General features: G+C 67.0%; 22 protein-coding genes. 10 read left to right on the top strand and 12 right to left on the bottom strand.

Features of this window, described 5'->3' with window-relative positions:
• Positions 1-78: 78 nt before the first annotated feature.
• From pheT to rpmI, 4 genes are all read right to left on the bottom strand, one after another.
• The gene (gene pheT, locus LVJ94_08445; protein ID WXB07264.1) at positions 79-2,520 is read right to left on the bottom strand and encodes a phenylalanine--tRNA ligase subunit beta; all 2,442 of its coding nucleotides are present in this window, start codon (positions 2,518-2,520) and stop codon (positions 79-81) included.
• 19 nt (positions 2,521-2,539) lie between these two features.
• Positions 2,540-3,610: a phenylalanine--tRNA ligase subunit alpha gene (gene pheS / locus LVJ94_08440; protein WXB07263.1), complete on the bottom strand. Its 1,071-nt coding sequence runs from the start codon at positions 3,608-3,610 to the stop codon at positions 2,540-2,542.
• A gap of 103 nt (positions 3,611-3,713) precedes the next feature.
• Positions 3,714-4,079 (bottom strand): 50S ribosomal protein L20, encoded by a 366-nt coding sequence (gene rplT / locus LVJ94_08435; GenBank protein ID WXB07262.1) that lies wholly within the window; start codon positions 4,077-4,079, stop codon positions 3,714-3,716.
• A gap of 57 nt (positions 4,080-4,136) precedes the next feature.
• On the bottom strand, positions 4,137-4,334 hold the full coding sequence (gene rpmI, locus LVJ94_08430) for a 50S ribosomal protein L35 (protein WXB07261.1): 198 nt from the start codon (positions 4,332-4,334) through the stop codon (positions 4,137-4,139).
• 176 nt (positions 4,335-4,510) lie between these two features.
• Between rpmI and LVJ94_08425 the strand changes: the two genes are divergently transcribed.
• Together LVJ94_08425 and LVJ94_08420 are read left to right on the top strand one after the other, a co-directional pair.
• A complete protein-coding gene (locus tag LVJ94_08425) occupies positions 4,511-6,289 on the top strand; it encodes a long-chain fatty acid--CoA ligase (GenBank protein ID WXB07260.1) in 1,779 nt (592 codons plus the stop codon).
• Between the two features lie 45 nt (positions 6,290-6,334).
• Positions 6,335-6,955 (top strand): Uma2 family endonuclease, encoded by a 621-nt coding sequence (locus tag LVJ94_08420; GenBank protein ID WXB07259.1) that lies wholly within the window; start codon positions 6,335-6,337, stop codon positions 6,953-6,955.
• Here the strand turns inward: LVJ94_08420 and LVJ94_08415 are convergent.
• Positions 6,933-8,711, bottom strand: a complete 1,779-nt coding sequence (locus LVJ94_08415) for a phospho-sugar mutase (GenBank protein WXB07258.1) — start codon at positions 8,709-8,711, stop codon at positions 6,933-6,935. The genes LVJ94_08420 and LVJ94_08415 overlap by 23 nt on opposite strands.
• Positions 8,712-8,765: 54 nt before the next feature.
• On the opposite strand from LVJ94_08415, the gene LVJ94_08410 reads away from it, so the two are divergent.
• From LVJ94_08410 to LVJ94_08385, 6 genes are all read left to right on the top strand, one after another.
• Complete coding sequence (locus tag LVJ94_08410) at positions 8,766-10,322, top strand: ABC transporter permease (protein WXB07257.1); 1,557 nt, start codon at positions 8,766-8,768, stop codon at positions 10,320-10,322.
• Entirely contained in the window at positions 10,319-11,368 is a 1,050-nt protein-coding gene (locus LVJ94_08405; GenBank protein ID WXB07256.1) for an ABC transporter permease, read from the top strand. Before LVJ94_08410 ends, LVJ94_08405 begins: the two co-directional genes overlap by 4 nt.
• A 41-nt stretch (positions 11,369-11,409) precedes the next feature.
• Positions 11,410-12,159, top strand: a complete 750-nt coding sequence (locus LVJ94_08400) for a thioredoxin domain-containing protein (protein WXB07255.1) — start codon at positions 11,410-11,412, stop codon at positions 12,157-12,159.
• A gap of 99 nt (positions 12,160-12,258) precedes the next feature.
• Positions 12,259-12,753 carry a transcriptional repressor gene (locus LVJ94_08395; protein WXB07254.1) on the top strand — a complete coding sequence of 165 codons (495 nt, stop codon included), beginning with the start codon at positions 12,259-12,261 and terminating at the stop codon, positions 12,751-12,753.
• On the top strand, positions 12,726-14,318 hold the full coding sequence (locus tag LVJ94_08390; protein WXB07253.1) for a hypothetical protein: 1,593 nt from the start codon (positions 12,726-12,728) through the stop codon (positions 14,316-14,318). The genes LVJ94_08395 and LVJ94_08390 overlap by 28 nt, the downstream gene beginning before the upstream one ends.
• Before the next feature lie 9 nt (positions 14,319-14,327).
• Positions 14,328-15,506: a nuclear transport factor 2 family protein gene (locus tag LVJ94_08385; protein ID WXB07252.1), complete on the top strand. Its 1,179-nt coding sequence runs from the start codon at positions 14,328-14,330 to the stop codon at positions 15,504-15,506.
• 12 nt (positions 15,507-15,518) lie between these two features.
• On the opposite strand, the gene rny is transcribed toward LVJ94_08385, so the two are convergent.
• Both rny and LVJ94_08375 read right to left on the bottom strand, forming a co-directional pair.
• A complete protein-coding gene (gene rny / locus LVJ94_08380; protein ID WXB07251.1) occupies positions 15,519-17,207 on the bottom strand; it encodes a ribonuclease Y in 1,689 nt (562 codons plus the stop codon).
• The gene (locus tag LVJ94_08375) at positions 17,208-17,846 is read right to left on the bottom strand and encodes a 5-formyltetrahydrofolate cyclo-ligase (GenBank protein WXB07250.1); all 639 of its coding nucleotides are present in this window, start codon (positions 17,844-17,846) and stop codon (positions 17,208-17,210) included. It abuts the gene before it with no gap.
• A gap of 109 nt (positions 17,847-17,955) precedes the next feature.
• Between LVJ94_08375 and LVJ94_08370 the strand changes: the two genes are divergently transcribed.
• A complete protein-coding gene (locus tag LVJ94_08370) occupies positions 17,956-18,753 on the top strand; it encodes a Dam family site-specific DNA-(adenine-N6)-methyltransferase (protein WXB07249.1) in 798 nt (265 codons plus the stop codon).
• Here the strand turns inward: LVJ94_08370 and LVJ94_08365 are convergent, their stop codons facing one another.
• The 4 genes from LVJ94_08365 to LVJ94_08350 are packed head-to-tail and all read right to left on the bottom strand — an operon-like array spanning position 18,754 to position 24,150.
• Positions 18,754-20,883, bottom strand: coding sequence for a DUF4340 domain-containing protein (locus LVJ94_08365; protein ID WXB07248.1), 2,130 nt, complete (start codon positions 20,881-20,883; stop codon positions 18,754-18,756). It abuts the gene before it with no gap.
• Positions 20,880-22,439 (bottom strand): GldG family protein, encoded by a 1,560-nt coding sequence (locus tag LVJ94_08360; GenBank protein ID WXB07247.1) that lies wholly within the window; start codon positions 22,437-22,439, stop codon positions 20,880-20,882. The genes LVJ94_08365 and LVJ94_08360 overlap by 4 nt, the downstream gene beginning before the upstream one ends.
• A complete protein-coding gene (locus LVJ94_08355; GenBank protein ID WXB07246.1) occupies positions 22,436-23,185 on the bottom strand; it encodes an ABC transporter permease in 750 nt (249 codons plus the stop codon). The genes LVJ94_08360 and LVJ94_08355 overlap by 4 nt, the downstream gene beginning before the upstream one ends.
• Positions 23,182-24,150, bottom strand: coding sequence for an ABC transporter ATP-binding protein (locus tag LVJ94_08350; protein ID WXB07245.1), 969 nt, complete (start codon positions 24,148-24,150; stop codon positions 23,182-23,184). Before LVJ94_08350 ends, LVJ94_08355 begins: the two co-directional genes overlap by 4 nt.
• A gap of 53 nt (positions 24,151-24,203) precedes the next feature.
• Here LVJ94_08350 and LVJ94_08345 point away from each other — a divergent pair, with 53 nt between their 5' ends.
• On the top strand, positions 24,204-25,082 hold the full coding sequence (locus LVJ94_08345) for a formylglycine-generating enzyme family protein (GenBank protein WXB07244.1): 879 nt from the start codon (positions 24,204-24,206) through the stop codon (positions 25,080-25,082).
• A gap of 640 nt (positions 25,083-25,722) precedes the next feature.
• Here the strand turns inward: LVJ94_08345 and LVJ94_08340 are convergent.
• A complete protein-coding gene (locus LVJ94_08340; GenBank protein WXB07243.1) occupies positions 25,723-26,190 on the bottom strand; it encodes a DUF3293 domain-containing protein in 468 nt (155 codons plus the stop codon).
• Positions 26,191-26,223: the final 33 nt, after the last annotated feature.

Genomic DNA, 26,223 nt, shown 5'->3' with positions numbered 1-26,223 from the left:
CCGGTAGCGATCCGCAAGGACCGCCCCAATCCAGGGATCATTCGGGGAGGGATTCGCCATGACGCACGGGCGACGCGATTATGCGCGCAACGTTGCCCCAAAGCGAGCTTGTACCGATTCGATGGCCTTCGTGTGCTGCGCGTCGACCTCCGCATCGGTGAGCGTGCGGTCTGCAACGCGGTACACGATGCGAAAGGCCAGGCTCGCATGGCCCGCAGGAACGCCGCCGCCGACGTACCGGTCGAAGAGCGTCACGTACTCGCCGAGTGCACCCGCCGCCTCGCGCACCGCGCGCTCGACCTCGCCCGCGGGAACGCCGTCGGGCACGACGACCGCGAGATCGCGCACGCTGGCCGGGAAGCGCGGGATGGGCACGTACTTCGGATCGCGCGGGCCCGCGGCGAGGATCTTCGCCAAGTCGATCTCGATCGCGAGCACGCCCTGCGGCAGCTCGAACGCGTCCGCCACGTCGGGATGCACCGGACCGAAATTGCCCACGCGCTCACCCTCGAGCAGGAGGAACGCCGCACCACGCGGGTGCAGATGGTGAGGCCGCTCGTGTTCCTCGGCACGCACCGCGCTGGCCTCGCGCCCGCCCGTAATGCTCGCGAGCCAGCCGAGGGCCACGCCCTTCGCGTCCCACACGTCGTAGGCGACGGGCTTCGTGAGGTAGCTCGGGCGGTCGCCGGAGAGCACCGCCGCGAACGTCACGCGCTCCTCCGCCGGCGGCGCCTTGTCCGACGGCGGGGCCGCGAGAAACACCGGCCCGATGGCGAACATCCGCACATCGTGCTCGCCGTGCCGCGAGGCGCGGGACACCGCTTCGAAGAGCCCGGGCAGGAGCGACGTGCGCATCACGCTCTCGCGCTCCGACATGGGGTTCGCCACCGTGAGGGCCGGCGGAGGTGCGCCCACTGCCTCGAGCCATCGGCGTGCGATGAAGCGGAAGGTCAGCGCCTCGGACAACCCGAGCTGCACGGCCGCCGCCCGCGCACGGCGCACGGCCTCTTCTTGCCCGCCCACGTCGAGGCGCGGGTGCATCGGAGGGAGCACCGCCGGCAACGTCTCCAGCCCGCGGATGCGCGCGATGTCGTCGATGACGTCCACCTCACGCGTCACGTCCGGCCGGTGCGTGGGCACCTTGAGAACGAGCGTGTCGCCCTCCTGACCATCGATGACGAAGCCGAGGCGCTTGAGGATGCCGGTCACCTCGTCTTGCGCGACATGCACGCCGATGAGCTGATCGACCCGCGAGAGACGAAGCCGCACCACCGCCGCCGCGATCTCCCGCGCCGTGGTGAGTCGCACCTCGGAGAGCACCGTGCCGCCACCCAGTTCCTGCATGAGCGCGGCCGCGCGCGTGAGGACCGCGCGCGTGTCACCGGGATCGACACCGCGCTCGAAGCGATGGCTCGCCTCCGTGTGGAAACCATGCCGCCGCGACGTGCGACGAACGCTGCGTGCGTCGAAGTACGCGCACTCGATGAGCACGCGGCTCGTGGTCGGGCGAATCTCGCTGTTCGCGCCGCCCATCACACCCGCGAGGCCGGTGGGGCCCTCGGCATCGCCGATGACGAGATCGTCTTCGGTGAGCTGGTGCTCTTTGTCGTCGAGCGTGCGCATCGTCTCGCCTGGACGGGCCCGCCGCACGATGATTTCCGCGCCGCGAACCAGGTCCAAATCGAACGCGTGCAGCGGGTGTCCGAACTCGAGCATGACGACGTTCGTCACGTCGACGACGTTCGAAATCGGCCGCACCCCCAGCGCCGAAAGCCGGTAGCGAATGCCCAGCGGCGAAGGCCGAATCGTCACCCCCAGCGAAATCGCCGTGCCGTAGTGGGCGCACCGTTCGCCGTCGTCGATGCGAATTCGCACCAGAGAATCCATCTTGGTCGCATCGTCGCGCACCGGAGGCTCCGGCAAGGTCGGGTCGGGCGGCGACCACGGAAAGCCGAAGAGCGCCGCCACCTCACGCGCGATGCCGACATGGCCCAGCGCATCGGGGCGGTTCGGCGTTACGCCGATGGAGAAAATCGTGTCGCGCGCCTCCGGCACCGCGTCCGAGAAGCGGGTGCCCGGCTGCGCGAAGTCCGGCGGCAGCACGATGATGCCATCGTGATCGTCGCTGAGGCCGAGCTCCGACTCGCTCACCAGCATGCCCGCGCTCTCGATGCCGCCGATGGCCTTCTTCTCGAGGGTGAGGCCCTTCGCCGGAAGGTGCGTGCCCAGCGGCGCGAGCACCACGAGGCCGCCCGGATCGGGCACGTTGGGCGCGCCGCACACGAGCTCCTCGTGCGGTGCACCACCGCCGCGATCCACCGTCACCAGGCGCAGATTCGCGCGATTCGGGTGCGGCCGCACGGCGACGACGCGCGAGATGATGCACGATTCGCTGCCCGCGCCGTACGCGGTGAAGCCTTCCACCTCAAGGCCTGCGGATGTCAGGCGCGCCGCAACGTCTTCCGGCGGGGCCGTCAACTGCGGCACGAGCGACCTTAGCCACTGATACGAGGCAAGCATCGGTTCTTCCTCTGATGAATTAGAATTGCGCCAAGAAACGCGGATCGTTTTCGAACAGCAGGCGGATGTCCGGGATGCCGTAGCGAAGCATCGCCACGCGCTCGATGCCCATGCCGAAGGCAAAGCCGGTGTACCGCTCGGAGTCGATCCCGCACGCCTCGAACACGCGTGGATCGATCATTCCGCAGCCGAGAATCTCGATCCAGCCCGAGTGCTTGCACACGTTGCAGCCCTTGTTCGTGCCGTCGGGTTGCTTGCAGAAGACGCATTGCACGTCCACCTCGGCCCCCGGTTCCACGAACGGGAAGTAACTGGCTCGGAAGCGCACCTTGGTGCCTTCACCGTACAGACGCGCGGCAAACTCGGACAAAACGCCGCGAAGGTGCGTCAAGGTCACCTTCTCGTCGACGAGGAATCCCTCGATTTGGTGAAACATCGGCGAGTGCGTGACGTCGTCGTCGCGGCGGTAGCAGGTGCCCGGCGCGATGAACGCGAAGGGCGGCTTCTGCCCCATCATCGCGTGGACCTGCACGTTGCTCGTGTGCGTGCGCAGCACGTGGCCCGACGTCGTCCAGAAGCTGTCTTGCTCGTCGATGGCCGGGTGATCCGGCGGGAAGCCCAGCTTGGTGAAGTTGTTTTCCTCGATGTCGACGTCCGGCCCGTCGTGCACGGCGAAGCCCAGCGACCGAAAGATGGTCACCAGCTCTTCGCGCATCCGCGTGATGGGATGCCGGTGCCCGACCGCCACCACTTCCCGGGCGGGAAGCGTGAGGTCGAACGGCGGTGCGTGCAGATCCGCGTCGCGCTTGGCGCGCGCAATGGCCGCGAGCCGCGTGGCGAACGCATCCTCCACTTCCTTGCGCAGCGTATTGACGCGCTCCCCGATGGCCTTTCGCTGGTCACCGGGGACGCTGCCCATCTGCTTCAGGATCTGGGTGAGCTCGCCCTTCTTGCCGAGGATCTTCGCGTTTTCCTCGCGAAGGACCTGCTCGGTCGTGGCGGCCTCGAACCGGCGCGCAAAATCAGTGCGGAGTGCGTCGAGTGATTCGAGAAGATTCGATTGAACCGGCGATGTTGCGCCTTCGGACATAGCGGCCACTTAATACACGCCGAGGCTCGCCTTTGGCGACGCCGATCTAAGCAAAAGCTACTTTGGTCGTAGCTTTTGCTGCGGCTCCTCGACGCAGGCTTGGCTACGCCTGCTTGACGACGCTCTTGTTCGCGAGATCGACGATCTGCTGGAACGCACCCGCGTCCGTGATCGCGAGATCGCTCAGCACCTTACGGTCGAGGCCGACCTTGGCGCTCTTGAGGCCGTGCACCAAACGCGAGTAGCTCGTCCCGTTGGTCCGGGCGGCGGCGTTGATGCGGGCAATCCAGAGACGGCGGAAGTCACGCTTCTTGCGCTTGCGGTGAGCGTAGGCATAGACCCACGCCTTCATCACGACCTCTTTCGCATAGGCGAAGAGGCGCGAACGGGCGCTGTGGAAGCCCGAAGCATGCTTCAAAATACGGTTACGACGGCGACGTGCCTTGAATCCTCGTTTTGCGCGCGGCATGGGATGCTCCTAAATAAGGTCGAAAATCAGCGCTTTGGCCCAAACACCTGCTCGGTGTCAGCCGTACGGAAGAAGACTGCGGATCTTCTTCTGGAGCGTCTTGTCCACCATGTCGTTCTTGCGAAGGCGGCGCAGACGCTTGCGTGATTTTTCCTGCATCCCGTGGTTGCCACCCTGCTTCGGACGACGAACGCGTCCCGTCCCGCTGACGCGGAATCGCTTGGAGGCAGCTTTATTGGTCTTCATCTTCGGCATGGCCGGTCACCTTTGAATCGCTCCCGTAGGTACCTGCCTCGGGCTCGGCTGCTTAAGGGCCGAGGTAGAAAGCAGGTTCGACGTTTAGGACGCTACGAGGATGCGGGAGGCGGGTTTATCCTCAACAGCGAGCACTTTGTCAAGGCGGGCTTCCAAAGTTCTCGTACTCTGGACGCGTGGCAGAGACCGTCGTCGACAGACTTTTCAACCAAGCGAGAACCCAACCCGACGCACCCGCCTACTATGAAAAACAGGGGGGCGTCTACCAACCCACGAGCTGGAAAGGCTATGCCGAGCAGGTAAAAAACGCCGGTAAGTCGTTGATAGCTTTGGGACTTTCCCCAGGAGGAAGCGTCTCCATCCTGGGCTTCAACCGGCCCGAGTGGGTCATCATGAACCTGGCCACCATGGCCGCGGGGGGCGCCGCCGCCGGCGTCTACGCGACCTGCTCGGCCACCGAGATCCAGTACATCGTCGACCACGCGGAATCGCCCGTGCTCCTCATCGAGACGCGCGACCACTGGGAGAAGGTGAAGTCCCAGTGGGGCAACATGCCCAAGCTGCGGCACGTGGTGGTGATGCGCGGAGGCCCTTCGCCGGACGATGAGCGCGTGCTCTCGTGGGAAGCCTTCCTCGCCAAGGGCAAGGACGTGCCCGACACCGCATTCGACGAGCGCCTTCACGCGCTGAAGCCGGCCGGGCTGGCGCTGCTCATCTACACGTCGGGCACGACGGGGCCGCCGAAGGGCGTGATGCTCTCGCACGACAACCTGGCCTGGACGGCCGAGCAGGCGATGAAGGTCGTGCCGTGCCAGCCGGGCGACTGCACGCTGTCGTATTTGCCGCTCCCGCACATTGCGGAGCAGATGTTTTCGCTGCATTTGCCCGTCACGGCGGGCTTCAGCGTGTACTTCGCCGAGTCGATCGACAAGGTGCCGGACAACCTGAAAGAGGTGCAGCCGACCGTCTTTCTGGGCGTACCGCGCATCTGGGAAAAGATGCACGCAGGCATTTCCGCCAAGATGGCCGATGCCAAGGGGGCGAAGAAGAAGATCCTCGCCTTCGCGCGCCGCACGGCCACCGAGCATTCGGCCTACGTCTGCAAAGGCCAGAAGGTGCCGCCGCTGTTGCGGCTTCGTCGCGCCGTCGCCACGAAGCTGGTGTTCTCGAAGTTGAAGCCCGCCATCGGCCTGGGGCGAGCGCGCATCTTCGTGGTGGGTGCGGCGCCCATTGGCAAGGACGTGCTCGAGTTCTTCGCGTCGCTCGACATCGTCATCCAAGAGGTCTACGGGCAATCGGAGGACTCGGGACCGACGACGTTCAACGCGCCGGGCAACATCCGCTTCGGCACGGTGGGCAGCTCGTTCCCGGGCGTCGAATCGAAGATCGCCGCCGACGGCGAGATCCTGGTACGCGGCCGCAACGTCTTCATGGGTTACTACAAGGACGAAGAGGCCACGCGCGAGAGTCTCGTCGATGGCTGGCTGCACTCGGGCGATCTCGGTGTCTTCGACTCCGAGGGGTTCCTGAACATCACCGGCCGCAAGAAGGAGATCCTCATCACCGCGGGCGGCAAGAACATCACGCCGAAGAACATCGAGGAGAGCATCAAGACGCACCCCTTGGTGTCCGAAGCCATCGTCATCGGCGATCGCCGCAAGTACCTCACCGCGCTCATCACCTTGGATCCCGACGCCTCGAGCGCGTTCGCAAAGGAGCACGGCATCGCCGTCAACGGCAGCCTGCACGAGAGCGCCGCCATCCGCGCCGCGATCCAAAAGGCCATCGACGAAACCAACGCCCACCTGGCCAAGGTCGAGACGGTGAAGAAATTCATCATCCTCCCCCGCGCCCTCTCGATGGAGGAAGGCGAACTGACGCCGACGTTGAAGGTCAAACGCCGCATCGTCAACCAGAACTGGGCCGCGCAAATCGAGTCGATGTACCAGGAGTAGCTTCGACCGACGTAGGGAGTATCCTGTCCCAAAGGGAGTCGAAGCATGAGCCAATCGGCAGGCACACGGCAGCGCGTCACGTTTGCGGAATTCTGCGACATGACGCCGCCGGACGACCGCCGTTACGAGCTCTTCGATGGACGCATCGTGGCGATGAACCAGCCTTCAGGGAGGCATGCATTCCTGACGGGCTCCCTGATTCGAACGCTGGGAAACGCTCTAGCGAGCCGATGCCACGTGGTAGGCCCGATGGGGATTTATGTCGAAGCAACGGACGATGGATTCGCTCCCGATGTCATCGTCACGTGCGAGCCGGCTCGTTACGACCCCATTCGCGGGCGCGCACTCGTGAATCCACGCGCGCTCTTCGAGATCCTCTCGCCAAGCACGGAGCATATCGACAAGACCCTGAAAGTGAGCCGCTACACGACGCTCCCGTCGCTGCAAGAGTACGTCTTGGTCTCCCAGAACGAGAAACACGTGCAGATCTATCGCCGCGGACACGACCGATGGACCTGGCAACGCGTCGAATCCGGCACGTTCGCGATCTGCGAGGCAGAGATACCGATCGATGCGATCTACGGCGGCATCGACGATTTTCCGATCGTCGAGCCGCCGTATGAAACGCGCGTCGTCCGGATCGTCAAATCCCCAAAATCGACTTGAAGGCGTTGCCCAAGGCGGTCAGGGTGGCCTGGCCGCGTTTTTCGGCTTCGGAGAAGGCTTCGCTTTCGAGGACGGGTTCGCGCAGGTCGATGTAGACCTTGATCTTGGGCTCCGTGCCGCTGGGGCGCACGATGATGCGGCTGCGGCTCGCGAGCTCCAGGACGATGACGTTGCTCTTGGGAAGGTGGAACGGCTCCACCTTGCCATCGGCAACGTGGCGGCGCGTGCCGGCGGCGATGTCGACGACGGCGACGACGTTCAGCTCGCCCACGCGCTCCGGCGCGTTTTCACGCAGCCGGGTCATCATGTTGCGGATTTCCTCCGCGCCGGCCGCGCCCTTGTGGGTCACGTTGATCTGGCCGCTCACGAAAAGGCCGTACTTGCGCGCGAGAAGCTCGAACTCGCCGCCCAGGGTGCGGCCGCGCTCTTTCAGGACCGCGGCCATCTCGGCGAGGAGCACGCCGGCGCTGATACCGTCCTTGTCGCGCACGACGTCGCCCACCGTGTAGCCGAGGGCCTCTTCGTACCCGAAGACGAAGCGGTGGCCCTCCTTCTCGAGATCCATCGCCCGGTGCGCGATCCATTTGAAGCCGGTCAGCGTCTCCTCGTAGTGCACCCCCAACGCGAGCGCGATGCTCCCCAGCATCGGTGACGAGACCAAGGAGGCCAGCGCCAGGCGCTTCTGCGCACTCGGGTCTTGCGCCACTTTGCGCTCGGTGAGCAGGTAATGTCCGAGCAGCACGCCCACTTGGTTACCTGTAAATTGCAGGTATCCGCTGGGCGATCCCTCGTGGGGAATGGCCACCGCGAGGCGATCGGCGTCCGGGTCGTTGGCCAGCACCAGATCGGCCTTTTGCTTGCGCGCAAGCGCGAAGGAGAGGTCCATGGCGCCTTGCTCTTCCGGGTTGGGGAAGGCCACCGTGGGGAACGCGCCGTCGGGCTTCTGCTGCTCGGGCACCGTCGTCACGTTGGTGAAGCGCGCCTCGGCCAAGGCCGCGCGCATCAGATGATCGCCCACGCCGTGCAGCGGCGTGTAGACGATGCGCAAATCGCGGGCGCCACCTGGATTTACCTCCAGGCCGCGCACGGCGTCGAGGTAGGCGCGCTCGACGGTGCCATCCAACGCGCGGTAAAGACCACTCTTTTCCGCCTCGGCGCGCGGGACGCGGCGCACGTCGCGGGCTGCGGGTGCGCGCAGGATCAGATTTGCAATGTCCACGTCGATGGGCGGCACGATCTGCGCACCGTCGCCCCAGTAGAGCTTGTACCCGTTGAACTCGGGCGGGTTGTGGCTCGCCGTGACCATCACGCCTGCGGCCGCTGAAAGATGCGTCACCCCGAAGGCCGTGAGCGGTGTCGGTGCCAGGTCCTCGAACACGTGCGACGGAATGCCCTCGGCCGCCAAAACGCTGGCCACGTCGGATGCAAACTCGCGGCTCATCTTCCGTCCATCGAAGCCGATGACCACGCCGCGCTTCTTCGCGTCCACATTTTGCGTCAACAAGTACTGCGCCAGCGCCCACGTCGTGCGGATCACGACCGCGCGGTTCATGCGATTCGGCCCCGCGCCCAGCACGCCGCGAAGCCCCGCGGTTCCGAATTCGAGCGCCCCGGCGAATCGGTCCGCCAAATCGGTGCCCGACGGATCGGCCGCGGCCAAAAGCGCGCGGAGCTCGGCTTGGGTCTCGAGATCGGGGTCGGCTTCGATCCAAGCTCGGACGACGGTTTTCAGATCCTCGAAGGTTGCAGAGCTCATGATAAGAAGTGTTTTCCCAATGCGAAGACACGCGCAAGGGGCTTCGACGAAGGGATGCTAAGGTTTTCGACCCGGCGGCTTCTCTGGGCGATTCCGACGTTGTTCGGGATCAGCGTCATCGTCTTTTTGTTGACGAGCCTCATCCCGGAGCCCCCCGCCATCGCCTCCCCCGACGCGCTGGTCGCGCTGGAGCCCGCCGTGTACGATGCGCTCGACGAAGAGCGGCGTGAGCGCTTTTTGGACCTTCCCCTCTTCGTCAACGAGCACCCGGCCGATGTCCGTTCGCGCGCGGAAGACGCGGTGGCGCACATCGCGGCCGACGATCCCCACGCGCTGCTCGCCGCCCACACGTTGGCCCGCCTCGGCGGCGCGGCGCTTCCCCACGTGCTGCCCAAGTTCGATCGGCTCGCGCCCGCCGCACGCGCGAAGGTCGCCCTCGCGCTGGCGCCCATCGGCGAGCGCATGGGCGTGGGGCAGCCCTCCGAGCTGCGCGATGCGGAGCGGGCCGCGGCGTTCTGGACGCGGTTCTGGGAGGATCGCTCGCTCGACTTCACCGAGCCTTCCGTGCGACGCACCGTATCGCGCCTCTTGCGCCACACCAGCGAGCTGCGCGAGCGCGACATCATCGAGATCGACACCTTCGCGCTCGGCGAGATCATGCTCGCCCTGAAGGAGTTGCGCGACAGGAACGACAGGAGCACCATCCTGCGGCTCGCCGAGCTCGCGGCCCACGCCACCGGCCGCTCCGTCGAGGCGCCCGACGTCGCGCAAGCGGATCCACGGCAAACGGCCGACGCGTGGATGGCGTGGTGGTACGTGCACAAGAGTGACTACGTCGCCTTCACCGGGCCGGAGCGCATCACCGCCGCGGTGAGCGAGACGCGTTACGGCAAGTGGCTGGCGCGCGCGGCGCTAGGGCAATTCGGGGTCAGCCCCATCGACAACCGGCCCATTTTTCCCAAGCTGATGGCCGGCGCGCAGATCACGTTTTCGCTCACCGGGCTGGCCATGCTCGCCAGCTACCTCATTGCCCTGCCGCTCGCGCTGCTCAGCGCATGGCGCCACAACAGGGCCGTCGATCGCACGCTCGCCTTGGTGCTCTTCGTCCTGTATTCGCTGCCCACGTTCTGGGTCGCGGAGATCTTCGTCCGCGTCATGCCGCCTGGGTCGGCGGGCCGCATCGTGTGGCCGGCGCTGGCGCTCACCGTGGCGTCGCTGGCGAGCCTCTCGCGCTACCAGCGCACGGCGATGCTCGAGGTGCTCGGGCTCGACTACGTGCGCACTGCCCGGGCAAAGGGCGTCTCGGAGCTGCGCGTCCTCGTGGTGCACGCGCTGCGCAATGCGATGATGCCCACGGTCACTTTGGCGGGGCTGCAGCTCCCCGCGCTCATCGGCGGAGCCTTCATCGTCGAGGAGGTGTTCGCCGTGCCGGGGCTCGGCTACCAATCGCTGCGTGCGGTCGATGGGCACGACAACGCGTGGCTCATTGCCACCATTTTGCTCACCGCGGTGGTCTCCACCGTCGGCCTCATCGTGAGCGATCTCGCCTACGCCGTGCTCGACCCACGCGTGCGCGAGCTCTTTCTGCGACGCGAAGGATCTCACGCGTGAGAAAGGAACCTCCGGCGCCGTCAAGTGGTGGACCTCCGTCCAGCATGCTCGCACCCGGCGCCGGTATGCGCGCGGCCATGGCGCGCCTGCGGCAATCGCGTCTGGCCTACGCCGGGGCGATCGTGCTCGCGTTCTTCGCGCTTCTCGCGGTGGTCGCGGACCTCGTCGCCAGCGAGTTTCCCATGCTTTGCCGGGTCTCCGGCAAGACGTACATCTTGCCCAACGTCACGCACCCACCCGAGTTGGCCGGCTTCGTGGAGGCCCGCGCCTCCGGGCAGATGGCCGCCGAGGATTGGGCCTTCGGACCGCTCGTTCCCTTCGGGGCCGCGCAGGAGTCGAAGGGCGATGCGCTCCTTCCACCCTTCGCGCGCCGCGCCCACCCATTGGGGACCGATGGCCGGGGCCGTGACGTGCTCGCGCGCGTCATTCATGGCACGCGCACCTCGTTCGGCGTGGCGCTTTTCGCGGTGGTCGCGTTTCTCGCGGTGGGGAGCGTGCTCGGTGCCCTCGGGGGCTTTCTCGGCGGCGTCGTGGACGGGCTGGTGTCGCGCACCATCGAGATTTTGAGCTCGTTTCCCACGTTGGTTCTCGTCCTGGTGGTGCAGGCTCTCCTGCCCCACCCCACGCGCACGACCCTGTTCGTCGCCATCGCGCTCGCGCGCTGGCCGGAGATTGCGCGCCTCGTTCGCGCCGAGGTGCTCGTGGTGGTGTCGAACGATTACGTCACGGCGGCACGCGCCCTGGGGGCTTCACCGTGGCGGGTCCTGCTCCGGCACATCATCCCGAATGCGCGTGCGCCCATCGTCGTGGCCGCCATGTTCGGCATTGCCCAGGTCGTGCTCATCGAGGCCTCGCTTTCGTTCCTTCGGGTCGGCGTTCCACCCGGCACCGCCTCGTGGGGTGAAATGCTGAGCGAGCTCCGCGACTACAGCGGCGCGTGGTGGCTCCTCGTCGTACCCGGACTCGCGGTCTTCGCCGTCGTCTCCTCGCTCAATCTCGTGGGGGAGGCCCTGCGCGACACGCTGGATCCGCGACTGCGCGTTTGAAGGAGGTGAATTCTCGGGCCGCGATGATTATCGTGGGGCCCATGTCGATTCTCGGTGGGAAGAAGGCGGTCGGTGGTCCGGTTCAGCTTGGCGCGCGTGGCGCGGCCCCGGCGAAGGTGGGTGGCGGCGGAGCAAAAGGAGCGCCGGGCGACTCGGCCATCACGCAGGTGAGCGAGCGCGAGTTCGAGCGCGAGGTGCTCACCAGCGAGCTGCCGGTGCTCATCGAATTTTCCGCCGACTGGTGTGCCCCCTGCAAACAAATCGCCCCCCAGGTCGAGGCCTTCGCACGCGAGAACGCCGGCAAGGTCAAAGTGGTGAAGGTCGACATCGACCGCTCGCCCATGCTCGCGCGCGAGCTGCGGGTGCAATCCGTGCCCACCTTCATGGTGTTCGCCCAGCAGCGCATTGTCGACGTGCAGGTCGGCGCCATCGGCAAGAAGCAAATGCTCGCGATGGTCGAGCCCTACTTGCCGCGCGCAGAAGGCGCCATCAAGCCCCTCGAGCTGGCCGAGGCCATCCGCCAAGGCATGGTCACCGCGGTCGACACGCGCGACAAGTCAGCCTATGACCGCGCCCACATCCCGGGCGCCGCCCACATGCCGCTCGACGAGATCGAAACCCGCCTCGCGGAGCTCTACATGCTGGCCGACCGGCCCGTCCTCTATTGCCGCGCCGGTGACAAGTCCAAAGAGCTGGCGTCCCGCCTCGCCGAGCAAGATGTTGCCGTGGCATTTCTCGAAGGAGGATTTCTCGGTTGGGAGTCCGATGGCCTCCCGGTCGAGCGTCCCTGAAAACGCAGCAAACGAAAATCAATTGCGGGTTGGACGAGCTGGTCCATGAAGCTTGGCTTGACGCGAGCGGTAAGGACGGCGAAATGTTAGATAAAGCCCATGGCGACGAAGATGGAGCATCCGACCGATAATCGCCACGCGCAGGCGAGCCTGGAACATTTCCGGCAGTTGCTCCACGCGCACATGGCCAAGAAAGGGCTGCGCTCCACGGACCAGCGCCGTCTCATCATCGAGACGTTTTTCCAGGCGCCCAACCACGTGAGCATCGAGGAGCTTTTGGCTCAAGTGCGCACGCAGGACCCGCGCGTCGGCTACGCCACCGTGTACCGCACGTTGAAGCTCCTCACCGAGTGCGGCGTGGCCTTCGAGCGCCGCTTCGGCGACGGCCTCACCCGCTACGAGCTGGCCGACGAAGCGCACCACCACGACCATTTGATCTGCATCGAGTGCGGCGAAATCACCGAGTTCGAGGAGCCGCGCATCGAGGATCTGCAGGAAGAAGTCGCGGCGCAATACGGCTTCGAGCTGAAGAGCCACAAGCACGAGATGTACGGCGTCTGTCCAAAGTGCCGAAAGAAGCCGCGCCGCAACTGACGCGGGCGCCCCCTACTTCGGCCTGGGGCATCGCGGCGGCAGGTTTGCTCCTGCGGCTCCTGCTCGTGGTGCGCGATGCGACGGTGCTCGATCGGCTCTTCGTGCCGGACGACACGTATTACACCTTGGGCATTGCCCGAGGACTTGCGCGCGGGTGGGGCCCATCCATCGATGGGACGCAGCTGACCAATGGCTTTCAACCGCTGATCGCCTTCCTGGTCGCGCCCGCTTATTGGGTCACCGACGACCCTGTCGGGCCGCTTCGCTGGGCGTGGTTCGTGTTGGTCCTCGCCGACGCGGCGAGCGCGCTCTTGCTCGCGCGCCTCGCGTGGCGTGCGACGGGCCATCAGCTGGCGGCATGGTGTGCATGCGCGTTCTGGGCGCTCTCGCCCATGGCCATCGCCAACGCGATGGGCGGACTGGAGACATCGCTGGCCGTGGTGTGCGAGCTCGGGTGCGTGGAGGCCTGGTGCGCGGCGCGCGAACGATCGACACGCGGCGCATGGCTTCTCACCGGTGCGCTGGCAGGGCTGGCGCTGCTGGCGCGCGTCGACAGCGTCATCGTTCTCGGGGTGCTGGCGCTGACGAATCTGCGCGCGACGCCGGCGCGCGCCCCGGGCTGGATGGCGTGGATGACGCTGGGTGCGGGGCTGGTGGTGGCGCCGTGGTGGGCTTACGAGGCCGTTCGCCTCGGGAGCATCGTTCCCACCAGCGGCCAAGCGGTGCGGGAGCAGGTCGCCGAGCATCGCGCGCGCTATTTGACGACGCTCGGCCAGGTGGGATGGGCGCTCGGTGCCGCCTTGGAGCCGTGGTTCGCGCGGTTGGTCGATCTGCGCCTCTTCTTCTACCGGCAAACCTGGCTGACCGCCGTGGTGGCCCCGGTGGGTACGCTCGCGTTGGTGGCCGCGGTGTGGCGTGCGCGCATGGCGCGTCCCGTCGCGGGATTCGTCACGGGCGCGCTGGCGCTGTTTCCGTTCTACGCGCTGTACGTGCCGGCCATGTGGTTCTTTCCTCGCTACCTCGCGCCGGTTCATGCAGCGCTCGCACTGCTCGCGGCGGTGGGCATTGCGCATCTTGCGGAGGTGGGGCATCGGGCGTGGCCTTGGGCGCGCAACGCCGCGGCCCTCGTGCTCGCGGTGTCGTGCGCCGTCGACGCAGGCTACGTGTTCGCACGCCCCGCGCGAACACCCGACGAGGATCTGCACGGCGCCAAAGGCTACGGCGAGGCGGCACGGGCCATCTTGGACATGGCCCCGCCGGGGGCGGTGGTGGGTGCGCTTCAAAGCGGGGCGCTCTCGTACTTTGCCGATGGCCGGAACGTGCGCGTGCTGAACCTCGACGGCGTGGTGGACGATGCCGCCAGGGCGGCGTTTCACGGCCACCGCATGGCCGCCTTCGCGCGCGCCCGCAGCATGACCCACTTCGCCGATTGGAGGTGGAACCGCGAAGCCTTCGTTCGCCATGCCGGCGATCCGACCGTCACCGACGCGTGCTTCGTCCCCCTGGGCGAGGCCCCGCCGCAGCCACCCGATCGATTCGTGCTCTACGCCTTCGTTTGTCGATAGAGTTGCCAGGTGCGTCCAGCTCACGTCCTCGGGTTCTCGCTCTCCCTGTTGCTCACGGCCTGCGCAGAGGCGCCCCCGCCAAAGACGGCCGCCGCGCCAGTAGACGCGGACGCGGAGCGACGTGCCATCGGGGCGATGCTCGACGATTGGCATGCGGCCGCCGCGCAGGCCGACGAGACGCGCTACTTCGGGCACTTCACCAAGGATGCGATCTTTCTCGGCACCGATGCCACCGAGCGATGGGACCTCGCGGGCTTCCGCGCCTTCGCCCACCCGTACTTCGAAAAGGGGAAAGCGTGGAGCTTTCGCGCCACACGGCGGGGAATCACCGTTGCGGCGGACGGGCAGACGGCGTGGTTCGACGAGGATTTGCACACCGGAAACCTCGGCCCCTCCCGCGGAAGCGGCACGATCGTGCGCGAGGGCCAGGCGTGGAAGATTGCGCACTACGATCTGTCGATTCCCATCCCGAACGACCGCGTGAAGGACATCGTGGAGCGCATCGCCGCACCGCCACTGGTCAAGCTGCGCGACCGCTACAAGGCGATGTACCAAAAGGCGAGCACCGTGGCGCTGGAGGACGTCGCGGAGGCCGACAAGGTTCTCGCGGCCCTCGTGCCCGAGGCCAAGGCGCATCCCGACGAGGACGTCGAGTTCTGGCTTCACAACGAGCTGACCTGGCTCAAATGGGCGCAGGACGATTTGCCCGGCGCACTCGCGGAGGCCGACGCGATGCGCGTCACCTTGGATCATGGGACGTTGCCGGCCAAGCGGACCGCCGAGCTTCGGCTGCACGAGCGATGGGATCGTGCGTACATTCTGCTCGAGATGGCCTTGGCCGCCCCACGCGACAAGCGCGCGAAGGCGCTCGCCGCCGCCAACGATGCGCGAGCCTCGTACCAAGCGCTGGCCATGCAGGAGAATGACCCTGACGGCCTCGCCGCACTGGAGACCTTCTTCGCAGCACGCCAAGGCAAGACGAAGGAGGCCGTCGCCTTCGCGAAGAAGGTGGACATCGCCAAACGCGACGACGTGCAGGATCTCTACATCTTTCAGTTGGCCTACGAGGCCGGTGGCGACAAGCCGTCCATGGAGGCCACCCGCGCGAAGATCTGCGGGACGAAGAACTACTTGATGCGCCCCCTCATCCTCCGCCGCGGCGCCAAGGAAGGGTGGAAATGCCGCTAAACCCGCGGAAAACTACTTCGCGTAGTCGATGGCCCGCGTCTCGCGGATGACGGTGACCCGGATCTGCCCGGGGTAGCTCATGTCCTTCTCGATGCGCTTCGAGATCTCACGGGCCAAGAGGACGGCCTCGGCGTCGCTCACCTCGCTCGGCTCGACGATGACGCGCACCTCACGACCGGCTTGCAGCGCGTAGGCGCGTTCGACACCGACGAAGCGGGACGAGATCTGTTCCAGATCGTGCAGCCGCTTCATGTAGCCCTCCAGAACCTCGCGGCGGGCCCCGGGACGGGCGCCGCTCAGCGCATCGGCGGCCGTCACCAGGTGCGTGTACACGCTGGTGACCGGCTCGTCCTCGTGGTGCGCGGCGATGGCGTTGACCACGATGGCGTCTTCGCCGTACTTGCGCGCGAGCTGGCCGCCGATGACCGCGTGGCCGCCCTCCTGCTCGTGGCTCACTGCCTTGCCGATGTCGTGCAGAAAGCCTGCCCGGCGCGCGATCCGCTCGTCGAGCCCCAATTCGACGGCCATCATGCCCGTGAGAAAGCCCGTCTCGGACGAGTGCCGCAGCACGTTCTGCCCCAGCGAATACCGATGGTGCAGGCGCCCGAGGAGCTTCTGAATCTCCGGGTGCACCTGGAGCACGCCCAGGTCGATCATCGCGCGCTCGGCCATCTGATCGAGCATCTTCTCCACTTCCTGCTGCGCGCGCGCGACCTCTTCCTCGATGCGCGAAGGCTGGATGCGCCCGTCCTGGACCAGGCGCTCGAGGGCCACGCGGGCGACTTCGCGCCGCACGGGGTCGAAGCCGCTGATGAGGATCGTCTCGGGCGTTTCGTCGATGATGATGTCCAGCCCGCAGGCCTCCTGCAGCGCGCGGATGTTGCGCCCTTCGCGGCCGATGATGCGGCCCTTCATGTCGTCGCTGGGCAGATGCACGGTGGTGACGGCGCGCTCTTGCACGCTCTCGCCGGCGTAGCGCTGGATGGCGATGCCCAAGACGCGCTTGGCCCGGGTCTCTGCCTCGGTGCGGGCGGCCTCCTCGATGGCTTTCACCTCGCGGGCCATGTCCTCGCGCACGTCGTGCATCACCTCGGACATGAGCGTCTGGCGCGCCTGTTCGCCGCTCAACCCCGCCAGCGCCTCCAGCCGGGCGCGGCGCGCGTTCACCAGCTCCGCGGCCTGCCGCTGCATCTGGATGGCGCTCGTCTCCTTGGCCATGAGCGCCTGTTCCAGCTTCTCGAGCTCGCCTTCCTTCTTCTGCAGGTGTTCTTCTTTTTGCGCGGCGCCCTTCTCCAGGGCCTGTGCGCGCTTTTCGGCGGTTTCGGCGTGGCCCTCGGCTTCCTCCACCAGCTTGCGCGCTTCCTCCTTCACCTCTTCGATCGCGCGCAAGGCCGTTTCGCGTGCTTCGACGGCGGCCATCTGGCGCGCGGTCTCGGCGTTCTGCCGTGCCGTATCGAGTCCGCGGCGCAGCTCCTCGGCTTCGTCACGCGCGGTCTCCAGTTGCTCGCGCGTCTCACGCGCCAGCTTGTCGTAGCGCTCCCGCTCCTCGGCCCGGGCGCGGTCGATCTTCGGCTCGCGCTCGCGCACTTCTTGGAGGAAGGCCTCCTGGTACTTCGAACGGGCCAACCCGTAGGCCGCCGCCGCTGCGAGCGCGGTGCCCGAGAGGATCAGATAGAGCGGCTCGACGCTGATCGGCAGCACTTAGTCTCCACCTTGGCCCGCACGGTACGCGCGCGCGTCGGTCACGACCCAATCGACGGATACGTCGCCCTGGGTCACCGGGACTTCGGAAATGAGCTGAAAATCGTAAGCCACGGCAATCGTCACGGCGGGAGGGGCAAAACGAGGGAGGGCCTGATCATAATAGCCCTTGCCGTACCCGATACGATACCCCGCCGCGTCGACGGCCAGGGCCGGCACCACGACGACGTCGATTTCCCCCGGGGCGGGCACGTAGGCGTCGGCCGGCGGCTCGGCGAAGCCAAAACCGGCCTCCTCGAGCGCGGCCACGTCACGCACCTCCTTGAAGGTCATCACCAGCGACTCCGGGTCGATGGCCGGGTAGTAAAGACGCACATTTTTCGCGCGAAGGTCCGTGTCGAGCGCGCGAAGGTCGACCTCGTGCCGGGTCGTGATGGGCCAGAAAAGGGCGACCCCGCGGGCCGACCCGAGCTCGGGCCGCTCGCGCAGGCGCGCGACGATGCGCGAGGAGCGCTCGGCGCATGCACTCTCGGGCGTGGCGGCCCGCAGACCGCGCATACGTTTGCGGAGCTCGGCCTTCACCCGGCGCCGCAGGACGCCCTCTTGGCCATCATCGGGAAAAGAAGCGGGTTCTTTCAAAGCAACGGTTATGGTAACACGCGGTAACAACGTGCAAGCACTGACGCCGAAGCCGATCGTTAAATGGGCCGGTGGTAAATCACGCTTGCTTCCCGAATTGCAGAGCAGAGTGCGCGCGGCGCGTGGCGGCATCCGTACCTACGCCGAGCCCTTTGCCGGCGGCGCCGCGCTCTTTTTTGCCTTGGCGGGCGCGCGGCTCGAAGGGAAAAACAAGCGGCCTCCCTTCGAGCGCGCCGTTCTGTCCGACCGCAACGAAGACTTGGTCGCATGCTACCGGGCCGTGCGTGACGATGTAGACGCCGTCATCGAAGCCCTGCGGCAATACCGGTACGACGCCGAGCTTTACTACGCGACGCGGAACCTCGATCCGTCGCGCATGAGCGACGTCGAACGCGGGGCGCGCCTCATTTTTCTGAATCGCACCTGCTTCAACGGTCTCTGGCGGGTGAATGCCAGCGGAAAATTCAATGTCCCCTTCGGGCGCCACGCCAATCCGCGCATCGTCGATGTCGAGCGCCTCGAGGCCGCCTCGCGCGCGCTTCAAGGCGTGGACATCGAGGTGAACGATTTCTGCGAGACCACGCGCAATCTGGGCGAGGGCGATTTCGTCTATTTCGACCCGCCGTACGTCCCCGTTTCGGACACGGCCGACTTCACGAGCTACGCGTCGGGCGGATTCGGCTCGGACGATCAAGCGCGCCTCGTCGCCGAGTTCAGCGCGCTGCGCGAACGCGGTGCACGCGCCATGCTCTCCAACGCCGACACCGAGGAGACCCGCGCGCTCTACGCCGACTTTGCCGCGTACGTGGTCCGCGCCCCACGCCTCATCAACCGCGACGCCACGAAACGCGGCGAGACGAACGAGCTCCTGGTCCTAAACTGGGGCCGCCGCGGCTTGTACGAGTAGCTAGAACGCGTCGAGGAATGGATCGAGGCGCTCCTTGGCGACGAGGAAGGTGGCGTCGATGCCGTCGATGCGTGCAAAGTACACTTTTTGGTCGCGCAGCAGGGTGGCGCGGCCGAAGACGAAACGCGATGTGCGCGGGGCGGCGTCGGCGCCAACGGTGGCGCGCACCTCGAGGGATGGCGAGGCGAAGCCCTCGTCGGGGCGCGCGGGGCCGAGGTGGCTGACCTCTTCGGCGCGCAGCTTGGAGAAGGCTTGGAAGACGGGCTCGGTGCCCGTGAGGCTTTTGTCGCCGCGCTTCAGGGTCACCGCGGTGAGCTTGGGCGGGTCGATGAAGAACGCGTTGCGATCGACCAGGGGTCGCGCAGCCATGTCCTTGAGTGCCTTGGGGGCCACGAACACGGGGGCGCGTCCTGCGATTTGGGCATAGACGCCGTTCTCGGCGTCGCGCCCGAGAAGGAGCGACTCGGTGCGCGTGCCGGTAGCGTCTTTGACGCCCACGTCGATGCGGCAGCCCTCGGCGAGGCCGAAGGTGCCGTCGTCCGCGTCGGCGACCCAGCTCTCGGCCTTGGTGTGGGCCACGGCCTCGAACAGATCGAGCGCGCCGCCGTTGTCCGCCGGGTAGCCGGCGGGCTTGCGCATGATGAACGAGGTACCCTCGCGCACAAGCTCCTGGTCGATGCCGCGCGTGCACCGGGCGCCGACGGCCGCGACCTCTTTGCCTTCGAGCGGCGGCGTCCAGAGCTCACGCCCGCGCAGTGCGGTCGCGCGCGGTTCGAGTTTGCGCTCGAGTTCGCGGTCGATGGCGAGGAGCGCTCCGTCGGCGGCGCGCTTCACGAGGAACTCGTCGGCCAGCGACACCGCGCCCGGCACCGCGCGCGACTTCGGGGTGCGATCGAGCTGCACCTCCTCGCGCGCCTGGCTTTCGGTGCGACCGATGACGGCGCGCAGCCGCGGGGTGAACGACGTCGTCTCCTTGGCGCCGTCGACCAGCCGCCCCTCGCCGCGCACCAACTGGGTGACCAGCGTGTTGGCCATGTCGACTTCGTCCTTGGAGAGCTCGCGATCTTCCGGGGAGCGCTCGTGCCATCCGTTGCCCATGCGCGCCATCTCGAGCTTTGGGCCGCCGGGATCGAGGGACTCGAGGATCAGTTCTTCCACCTCGTCGAACCGGGCCGCGAACAGATGCTTGTCGGCCAAATCGGCCTTCGGGGTGCCCAGTCCATCGAGGACCATCTTGGGCGCGCACGCCGAAAGCCGCGTCGGCGAGCGCCGCACGACGATGACGTCCTCCGGGTGGCCCGGGCACACGCCGCCCACCGAGAGCTCGCCCGGTGGCTTGGCCGCGTCTTTTGGCGTCATCACCACGACGACGGGCGTCGTCTGCTCCTGGCCGCGTTCGGCCTCCGCGTCGGAGATGAACACCTCCGCGCGCGTCTCGGCCAGCGCCTTCCACACCCGATCGATCCCATCGCGCGAGATGCGGCCCTCTTCGGGCGGCGCCCATCGGAAGCTCACGTCGTCGACCCGCTCGATGGCCCACGTCTCCCCTGCCCGCACCTCGAGCCGCCGCAGCGCAATCGACAAATACGGCACGATGGTGCGCTCGCGGTACGTGTCCGCGACCTTCAGAAGCTGCGTGACCAAATCGCGCCCGACGACGAAGGAGCCCTCGCCATCGAGCTGCACGTACGCGGCGCCCTCCGGAACGGGAGCCTCCGCGCCCAGGGCAAACCGGTAGATGACCTTGCCCATCGCGACGGTCCCGCGCAGGCGCGGTTTGTCGAAGTTCTGCCCCTCGGCGCGCCGGATCACATTGCCCACGTCGAGCGCGCCGAGCAGGGCCTCGACCGCCGCGGGCTCGGCCGCTGCCGGCACGGGCGAGGTCATGCGCCAATCCGCTTGCTCCCCGACGCCGCGCTCGAGCACGAGGTTCTCGGACGGGCCCGTGAGCTCGACGCGCGTGATCTCGTCGCGGCGAAACGCGGGAAAAAGTGCCGCTCCACGCGCATTGCGCTCGGGATCGCTCACCTTGCCGCGGTCGACCACGTACGCGTAGATCGACACGAGAACCGCCGCGACGATGAACACGATGGACGTCAGATGCCGGCGCACGCCACCCTTCGCCTTCACGAAGCACCGTTCCCGCGCGGGCCACGCTTCTCACGCGGACGCCGCTCGCTCGCGCGCCGCGCCACCGCCACGGCCACGCCGAGGAACGCCACCGCCGCGGGAAGCAGCAACAGGACGTAATTTCGCACGTCCGAGCGCTCCGCATCGCTGATCTTGATCCCCGCCGCCACCTCGGCCTTTGCGGGCACATCGAGGATCTGCGGCTTGGCCGCGAGCCATGCAATGGCATTCTCCACGAGGATCGCCGCGCCGCGTGTGGCCCTCGGCTCGGTCCAATCTTGCTCTTGCATCACGCTGCGCGCGCCGATGACCACCACGCGCGGGCCGTGCGGGGCCGATGGCCCGACCTTGGCGCGCTCGCTGGCCATGGCCACCACGAGAGGCCCGCCGGGATCCTGCGGCCGCTTGTCCGGCGCATCGGTCCAATCCGCCGCGCCCGCAATGCTGCGCCGGCCGAAGGACTCGTCGCTGGTCACCAGCAGATCGCTCATGGTCGCATCGGCCTGCACGCGGTGAAGCGATCGCGCAATGGCCACCACCACGCGCGGCGGCTGGTGCGACGCATCGACGGGCACGAGCCCCGCCGTCACCGGGTGATCCTTCGGCAGCACCACGAACTGCGCATTCTTCGTCCGCGGGATGGCCAGGCGCGGCGCCATCTCGAACACGAAGTCCTCGTCCAGCGCCACGCCGAACGGCGCGAGCGCGTCGGCGAGACCGGGCGGGCTCATGCCGTTTTCGCCCGTGCCGTTGATGGGCCCGAGGGTCGCGAGCAAGCTTCCTCCCTCGAGCAGGTACGTGCGCAGCCGCGCCTCTTCGTCCTTGGCGAACGGCCCCTGCGGCCGCGCGATGACCGCCACGGCGCAACCTTTGAAGGGCTCGTACGCGTTTGGCTCGGTGGTGTCGATGGTCACGGGCTCGTAGTTGTTCTTCTCCAGGATGTCGCGAAACACGCGCAGCCCATCGGGCCCCATCTGTTGGAGCGACAGCTCGCCGTGCCCGGCGGTGAAGCAGATCTTCACCTTTTCGCCACCGAGCACGCTGCGGATGGCACCGGTGATGGCCTGCTCCTCGCGCGGCTTGGCCTGCGTGTCCTCGCCGGCGGCCTCGAACATGTCGCCCGGCAGAAGGAACCAATGCCGATCGCCGCGCGCGACCACCATGATGGCGTCGGTCACGATGCGGCCCTGATCCGTGCGGTCGACGTCGATGTTGAAGCGCTTGCGAATGTCCTGCAGCGCCACGAAGTCGCGATCCGGATCGATGTAGTGGATATCGAGCTTGTCCGTCTCCGACGTGTAGCTCAAAAGGAGCTGTTTCACGCTCTGCTCGAGCGGATCGCCCCCGCCGAGGAGCACCCAGATTTGCACCGGCTCCTGCAGGTTGTGCAGGGTGGAAAGCGTCGCCGGGCTCAAGGTGTAAAGCTTGCCGGCGGTCCAGTCCCAGCGGCGGAAGTGCCGCGCCGCGAGCACATTGAGCACGACGGCAAGCACCGCCGCGGCCACGATGCCGGCCAGCTGGAGGCTCTTGCCCGCGTCGAGGGCTTTCTTTTTCACCCCCACCTCCACGCATCGACCACGCGCGCGGTGACGAACAGCGGCAGCAGGATCAACGTCGCGTCGTAGACGAGCCTGCGCGAGTCGACGATGCCGCTGGCAAAATCGTTCATCTGCGCCCACACCGAAACGTGCGCGCAGATGTCGTGCAGCGTGCTTCCCGCCGGGGTCACGAACTCACCGACGCCGAGGATGAAGAGCACCAGGAGCACGAACGCGGTGCCCACCAGCGCCAGAAACTGGGTGCGCGTGATGGCGCTCATCAAGGTGCCCACGGACAGGTACCCCGCGCCGACCAGCACCACGCCGAGGTAGCTGGCCCCGACCACGTGCCAATCGACCGCGCCCGTACGCCGCAAGATCACCAGGTACGCCACGGTCGGCAGCCACATGGCCGCGTACACCGTGAGGGCGGATAGGTACTTGCCGAGGACGACCGCGGGCGTCGACACCGGGGCGCTCATCAAGGTCTCGATGGTGCCCGAGCGCCGCTCCTCGGCGAAGAGCCGCATGGTCATCGGGGGCACGAGCAGAAAGAGCACGATGTAGAGGAGCACCGTGTTGCCGAAGAAGGCCTGCAGCGGCGTCTGATCGCCCGCAAGCTCCGGCTGCGACGCGAAATGGTCGATGACCAGGTAGAAGTGCATGCCCTGCACGAGGCAGAAGACGAAGATCTGCACCCACGCGATGGGCGTGACGAAAAAGGCAAAAAGCTCGCGCTTGAAGATCGGCCAGAATCCGTTCACGACGGCTCCTCCGGCGCGGGGCCGCGCGTCAGCTCCGTGAAGACGTCCTCGAGCGAGCTGCCCACCGGGTGCACCTCGCGCACGCCGAGGCCTGCGGCCACCAGGGCCGAAACGGCGGCCTCGATCGTGCCATCGATCTCCGCATCGGGCAGCTTCTTCGCCCACGTCACCTGAAAGCTCGCCGAATCTTGCTGCTTCGCCGTCGCCTCTTTCACCTTGGCCACGCCCTCGATGCCCTTCAGCACGCGCGCCGCCGCCTGCGCATCGCCGCGCACCGTGACCTCGAGCGCCGTGGGACGGCGCATTTTGCGGATGTCCGCGGTCTTGCCCTCCGCGAGGAGTTTGCCCTTCGCGATGAGGATCACGCGGTCGCAGCTTTGCTCGACCTCGCTCAAGATGTGCGTCGACAAGAGGACGGTGTGCTCGCCGGAGAGGCCGGCGATGAGCTCGCGGACTTGGCGGATCTGGTTCGGGTCGAGCCCGGCCGTGGGTTCGTCCAAAATGAGCAGCGGCGGGTTCGCCACCAGCGCATCCGCAAGCCCGACGCGCTGGCGGTAGCCCTTGGAGAGCTTGCCAATGAGCGTCGTGGCGACGTCGAAGACGCTGGCTTTCTCCATGGCGTCGTCGACGTGGGCGCGGCGCTTGGCGCGTGCCACACCTTTGAGCTCGGCGCGGAAGGTGAGGTACTCCACGACGCGCATCTCCGGATAGAGGGGCACGGCTTCCGGCATGTAGCCGACCGAGCGGCGAGCCTCGAGCGAGGCTTCCTCGACGTCGTGCCCGCAAATCTCGACCTTGCCCGACGTCATGCCGAGAAAGCCGGACAGGATGCGCAACGTGGTGCTCTTGCCGGCGCCATTGGGGCCCAAAAAGCCGACAATCTGCCCTTTTTCCACGCGAAACGAGACGTCGTCCACCGCGACGTGGGACCCGTAGTGCTTGACGAGGTGGGAGACGGAGATCACGGACGGAACCTCGTTAGCACGGCTCCCCGCGCTCGTGGTAATCGAGGGGGACGGTGATTTCGGTTCGCGGGCCTCTCCTTGCTGCGCTTTGCGCGGCCGTCGTGGGCATCTTGACCGCCCCTGCGCCCCTTCTCGGAGCCGACGAGAAAGACGGCGAGATGCTTCCCGTCCCGGGCGGCACCTTCACCATGGGCGCCGATCGCGGAGGGCAGGACGACGAGCACCCGGCCCACGCGGTCACGTTGAAGCCTTTTCTGCTCGACCGAACCGAGGTCACGCACGCCGCCTACGCCGAGTGCGTCGCCGCGCGCGCCTGCCATCCCGCCGACGCGAACATCGCCACCCGCTCGCACGCCGCGCGCGAGTCGCTCTTTCACGGGCCGCGGCAGCCGATCAACGGCGTGACCTGGGACGACGCGCACGCGTACTGCGCCTGGCGCGGCAAACGTCTTCCACGCGAGGCCGAGTACGAGCGCGCCATCCGCGGCGACGACGGCCGCAAGTTCCCCTGGGGCAACGAGCCCGCCACCCCCGAGCTCACCGTTTTCGGTCGCGATCTCGGGCGCCAGGCCACCGACGACGTGGGCTCGCATCCCAAGGGCAAAGGCCCTTACGGCCACGACGATCTCGCCGGCAACGTGTGGGAATGGATGGAGGACGAGTACGATCCCTTCGCGTACACGCGCCCCACGGCCAGCGAGGGCAAGCCGGGAAGCTGCCCCGAGATCCTCGCTGCGCTGAACAAGCTTCGCGAGGAGGGCAAACAAGGCTTCACGGGGTCGAACCCCATCCCGCGCATCTGCGAGCGCGTTCTACGCGGCGGCGCCTACAACTACGACGGCCCGAGTCTGCGCAGCACCAACCGCGTGCACCACCCGGGCACCTACCGCCTCGTGATGACCGGCTTCCGCTGCGCGAAAGACGGGACGTAATTTCGACCAGAAGTGGGGGTAGGGTGTGGGGCGCGACTCGCGGCTCGTGTCTCGGTGCCCGGTGAGACCGGAGCCCGCGTGGCGAAGGGCAAGCCTTTCCTCGAGGGCGAGAGGGGACAAACGGGTGCGTGATCGCGCGCTCCGCGCAACCTCAGACGAGCTTCTTCTGGCGTTCTCTCTGCCAGATAAAAATGAGGGTAGAAAAGTTCCGGTAGATGCGAGCAGTTGTTGCTGCTTCCCCAACGAGGTCTTCGGCTACCGGTCCGCACCCGCAGCGCTTCCCGTCACCACTCCGCATGTTGTTCCCGCTGGCTGGACCCCCGTAGGGGTGGCTCCGCGCGTCAACGGGCATGTGGAGGGCTGTTGCGTCCCGCTCGTACCTTGTCGCAACCCATCATCTTGATCTGCGACCTTGCGGGCGCGCTGTCCGGAGCACCGCGCACGAAGGCCTGCGCCCACGCATTGCCAACGGAGTGCCAACCCGTATCCAGCTAAAAAAGCGCCGCTCCGCGCTCGCGCCCCTGTCCCGGACAACCTTCGGCCTGTCCCGGACACCCTTGCGCGCGGTCGCCCGCACCTGCCCCCCGCCCCCCTTGGCCCCAAGCCGCCGAGCGGCCGCCCCGCACGGCCACGCCCCGCACTAGGCCCGGAGGCGCCAGGTCCCGATGATGACGCGACCGATGTCGTCACACGTGGGATCGGTCACGATCAACTCGGGCCGGGAGTTGTGGCAAACGAGGATCGTGTTCTGGCGAAACACGCGCCCGAAGGCCACGGCCTCATCGCGATCCATGGCGTGCACCAGCCATGAGGGCTCGCGCCACGTTCCATCGGGCTCTTCGTCGTAGCCGACGCATTGTTCGACGCGGTAGCACCCGAGGATGAGCAGGTCGCGCATGACCATGTGGCGGCCTTCGTTCACCTTGCGCGGCAGCAGCATCGAGCGCGGGTTGTACGCCGTGAGGACGGCAAAGGGGCGCGTGAGCAGCTCGGGAAGCATGGAGGGATCCGTCGCGGAATCTCCGTCGAGCGAAACGCGAAGCGGGCCATCGGGCGTGGGCAGCTCGTAGACCGTGGAGATGTACTGACGAAGGAGAGCTTGATCCATCGTCGCCCGGGATTAGCACAGCCTCGTCGAAGG

Source organism: Sorangiineae bacterium MSr11367 (assembly GCA_037157805.1).
GTDB classification, from domain to species: domain Bacteria; phylum Myxococcota_A; class Polyangia; order Polyangiales; family Polyangiaceae; genus Pendulispora; species Pendulispora rubella.
Note: the sequence above shows the minus strand (reverse complement) of the source record. Positions and strands in the feature narration are given on the sequence as shown.

Excerpts from the sequence above, each read along its gene's own strand:
- pheT (WXB07264.1), bottom strand. The coding sequence starts at position 2,520 with ATGCTTGCCTCGTATCAGTGGCTAAGGTCGCTCGTGCCGCAGTTGACG.
- pheS (WXB07263.1), bottom strand. The coding sequence starts at position 3,610 with ATGTCCGAAGGCGCAACATCGCCGGTTCAATCGAATCTTCTCGAATCA.
- rplT (WXB07262.1), bottom strand. The coding sequence starts at position 4,079 with ATGCCGCGCGCAAAACGAGGATTCAAGGCACGTCGCCGTCGTAACCGT.
- rpmI (WXB07261.1), bottom strand. The coding sequence starts at position 4,334 with ATGCCGAAGATGAAGACCAATAAAGCTGCCTCCAAGCGATTCCGCGTC.
- LVJ94_08420 (WXB07259.1), top strand. The coding sequence starts at position 6,335 with ATGAGCCAATCGGCAGGCACACGGCAGCGCGTCACGTTTGCGGAATTC.
- LVJ94_08415 (WXB07258.1), bottom strand. The coding sequence starts at position 8,711 with ATGAGCTCTGCAACCTTCGAGGATCTGAAAACCGTCGTCCGAGCTTGG.
- LVJ94_08410 (WXB07257.1), top strand. The coding sequence starts at position 8,766 with ATGCTAAGGTTTTCGACCCGGCGGCTTCTCTGGGCGATTCCGACGTTG.
- LVJ94_08400 (WXB07255.1), top strand. The coding sequence starts at position 11,410 with ATGTCGATTCTCGGTGGGAAGAAGGCGGTCGGTGGTCCGGTTCAGCTT.
- LVJ94_08395 (WXB07254.1), top strand. The coding sequence starts at position 12,259 with ATGGCGACGAAGATGGAGCATCCGACCGATAATCGCCACGCGCAGGCG.
- LVJ94_08340 (WXB07243.1), bottom strand. The coding sequence starts at position 26,190 with ATGGATCAAGCTCTCCTTCGTCAGTACATCTCCACGGTCTACGAGCTG.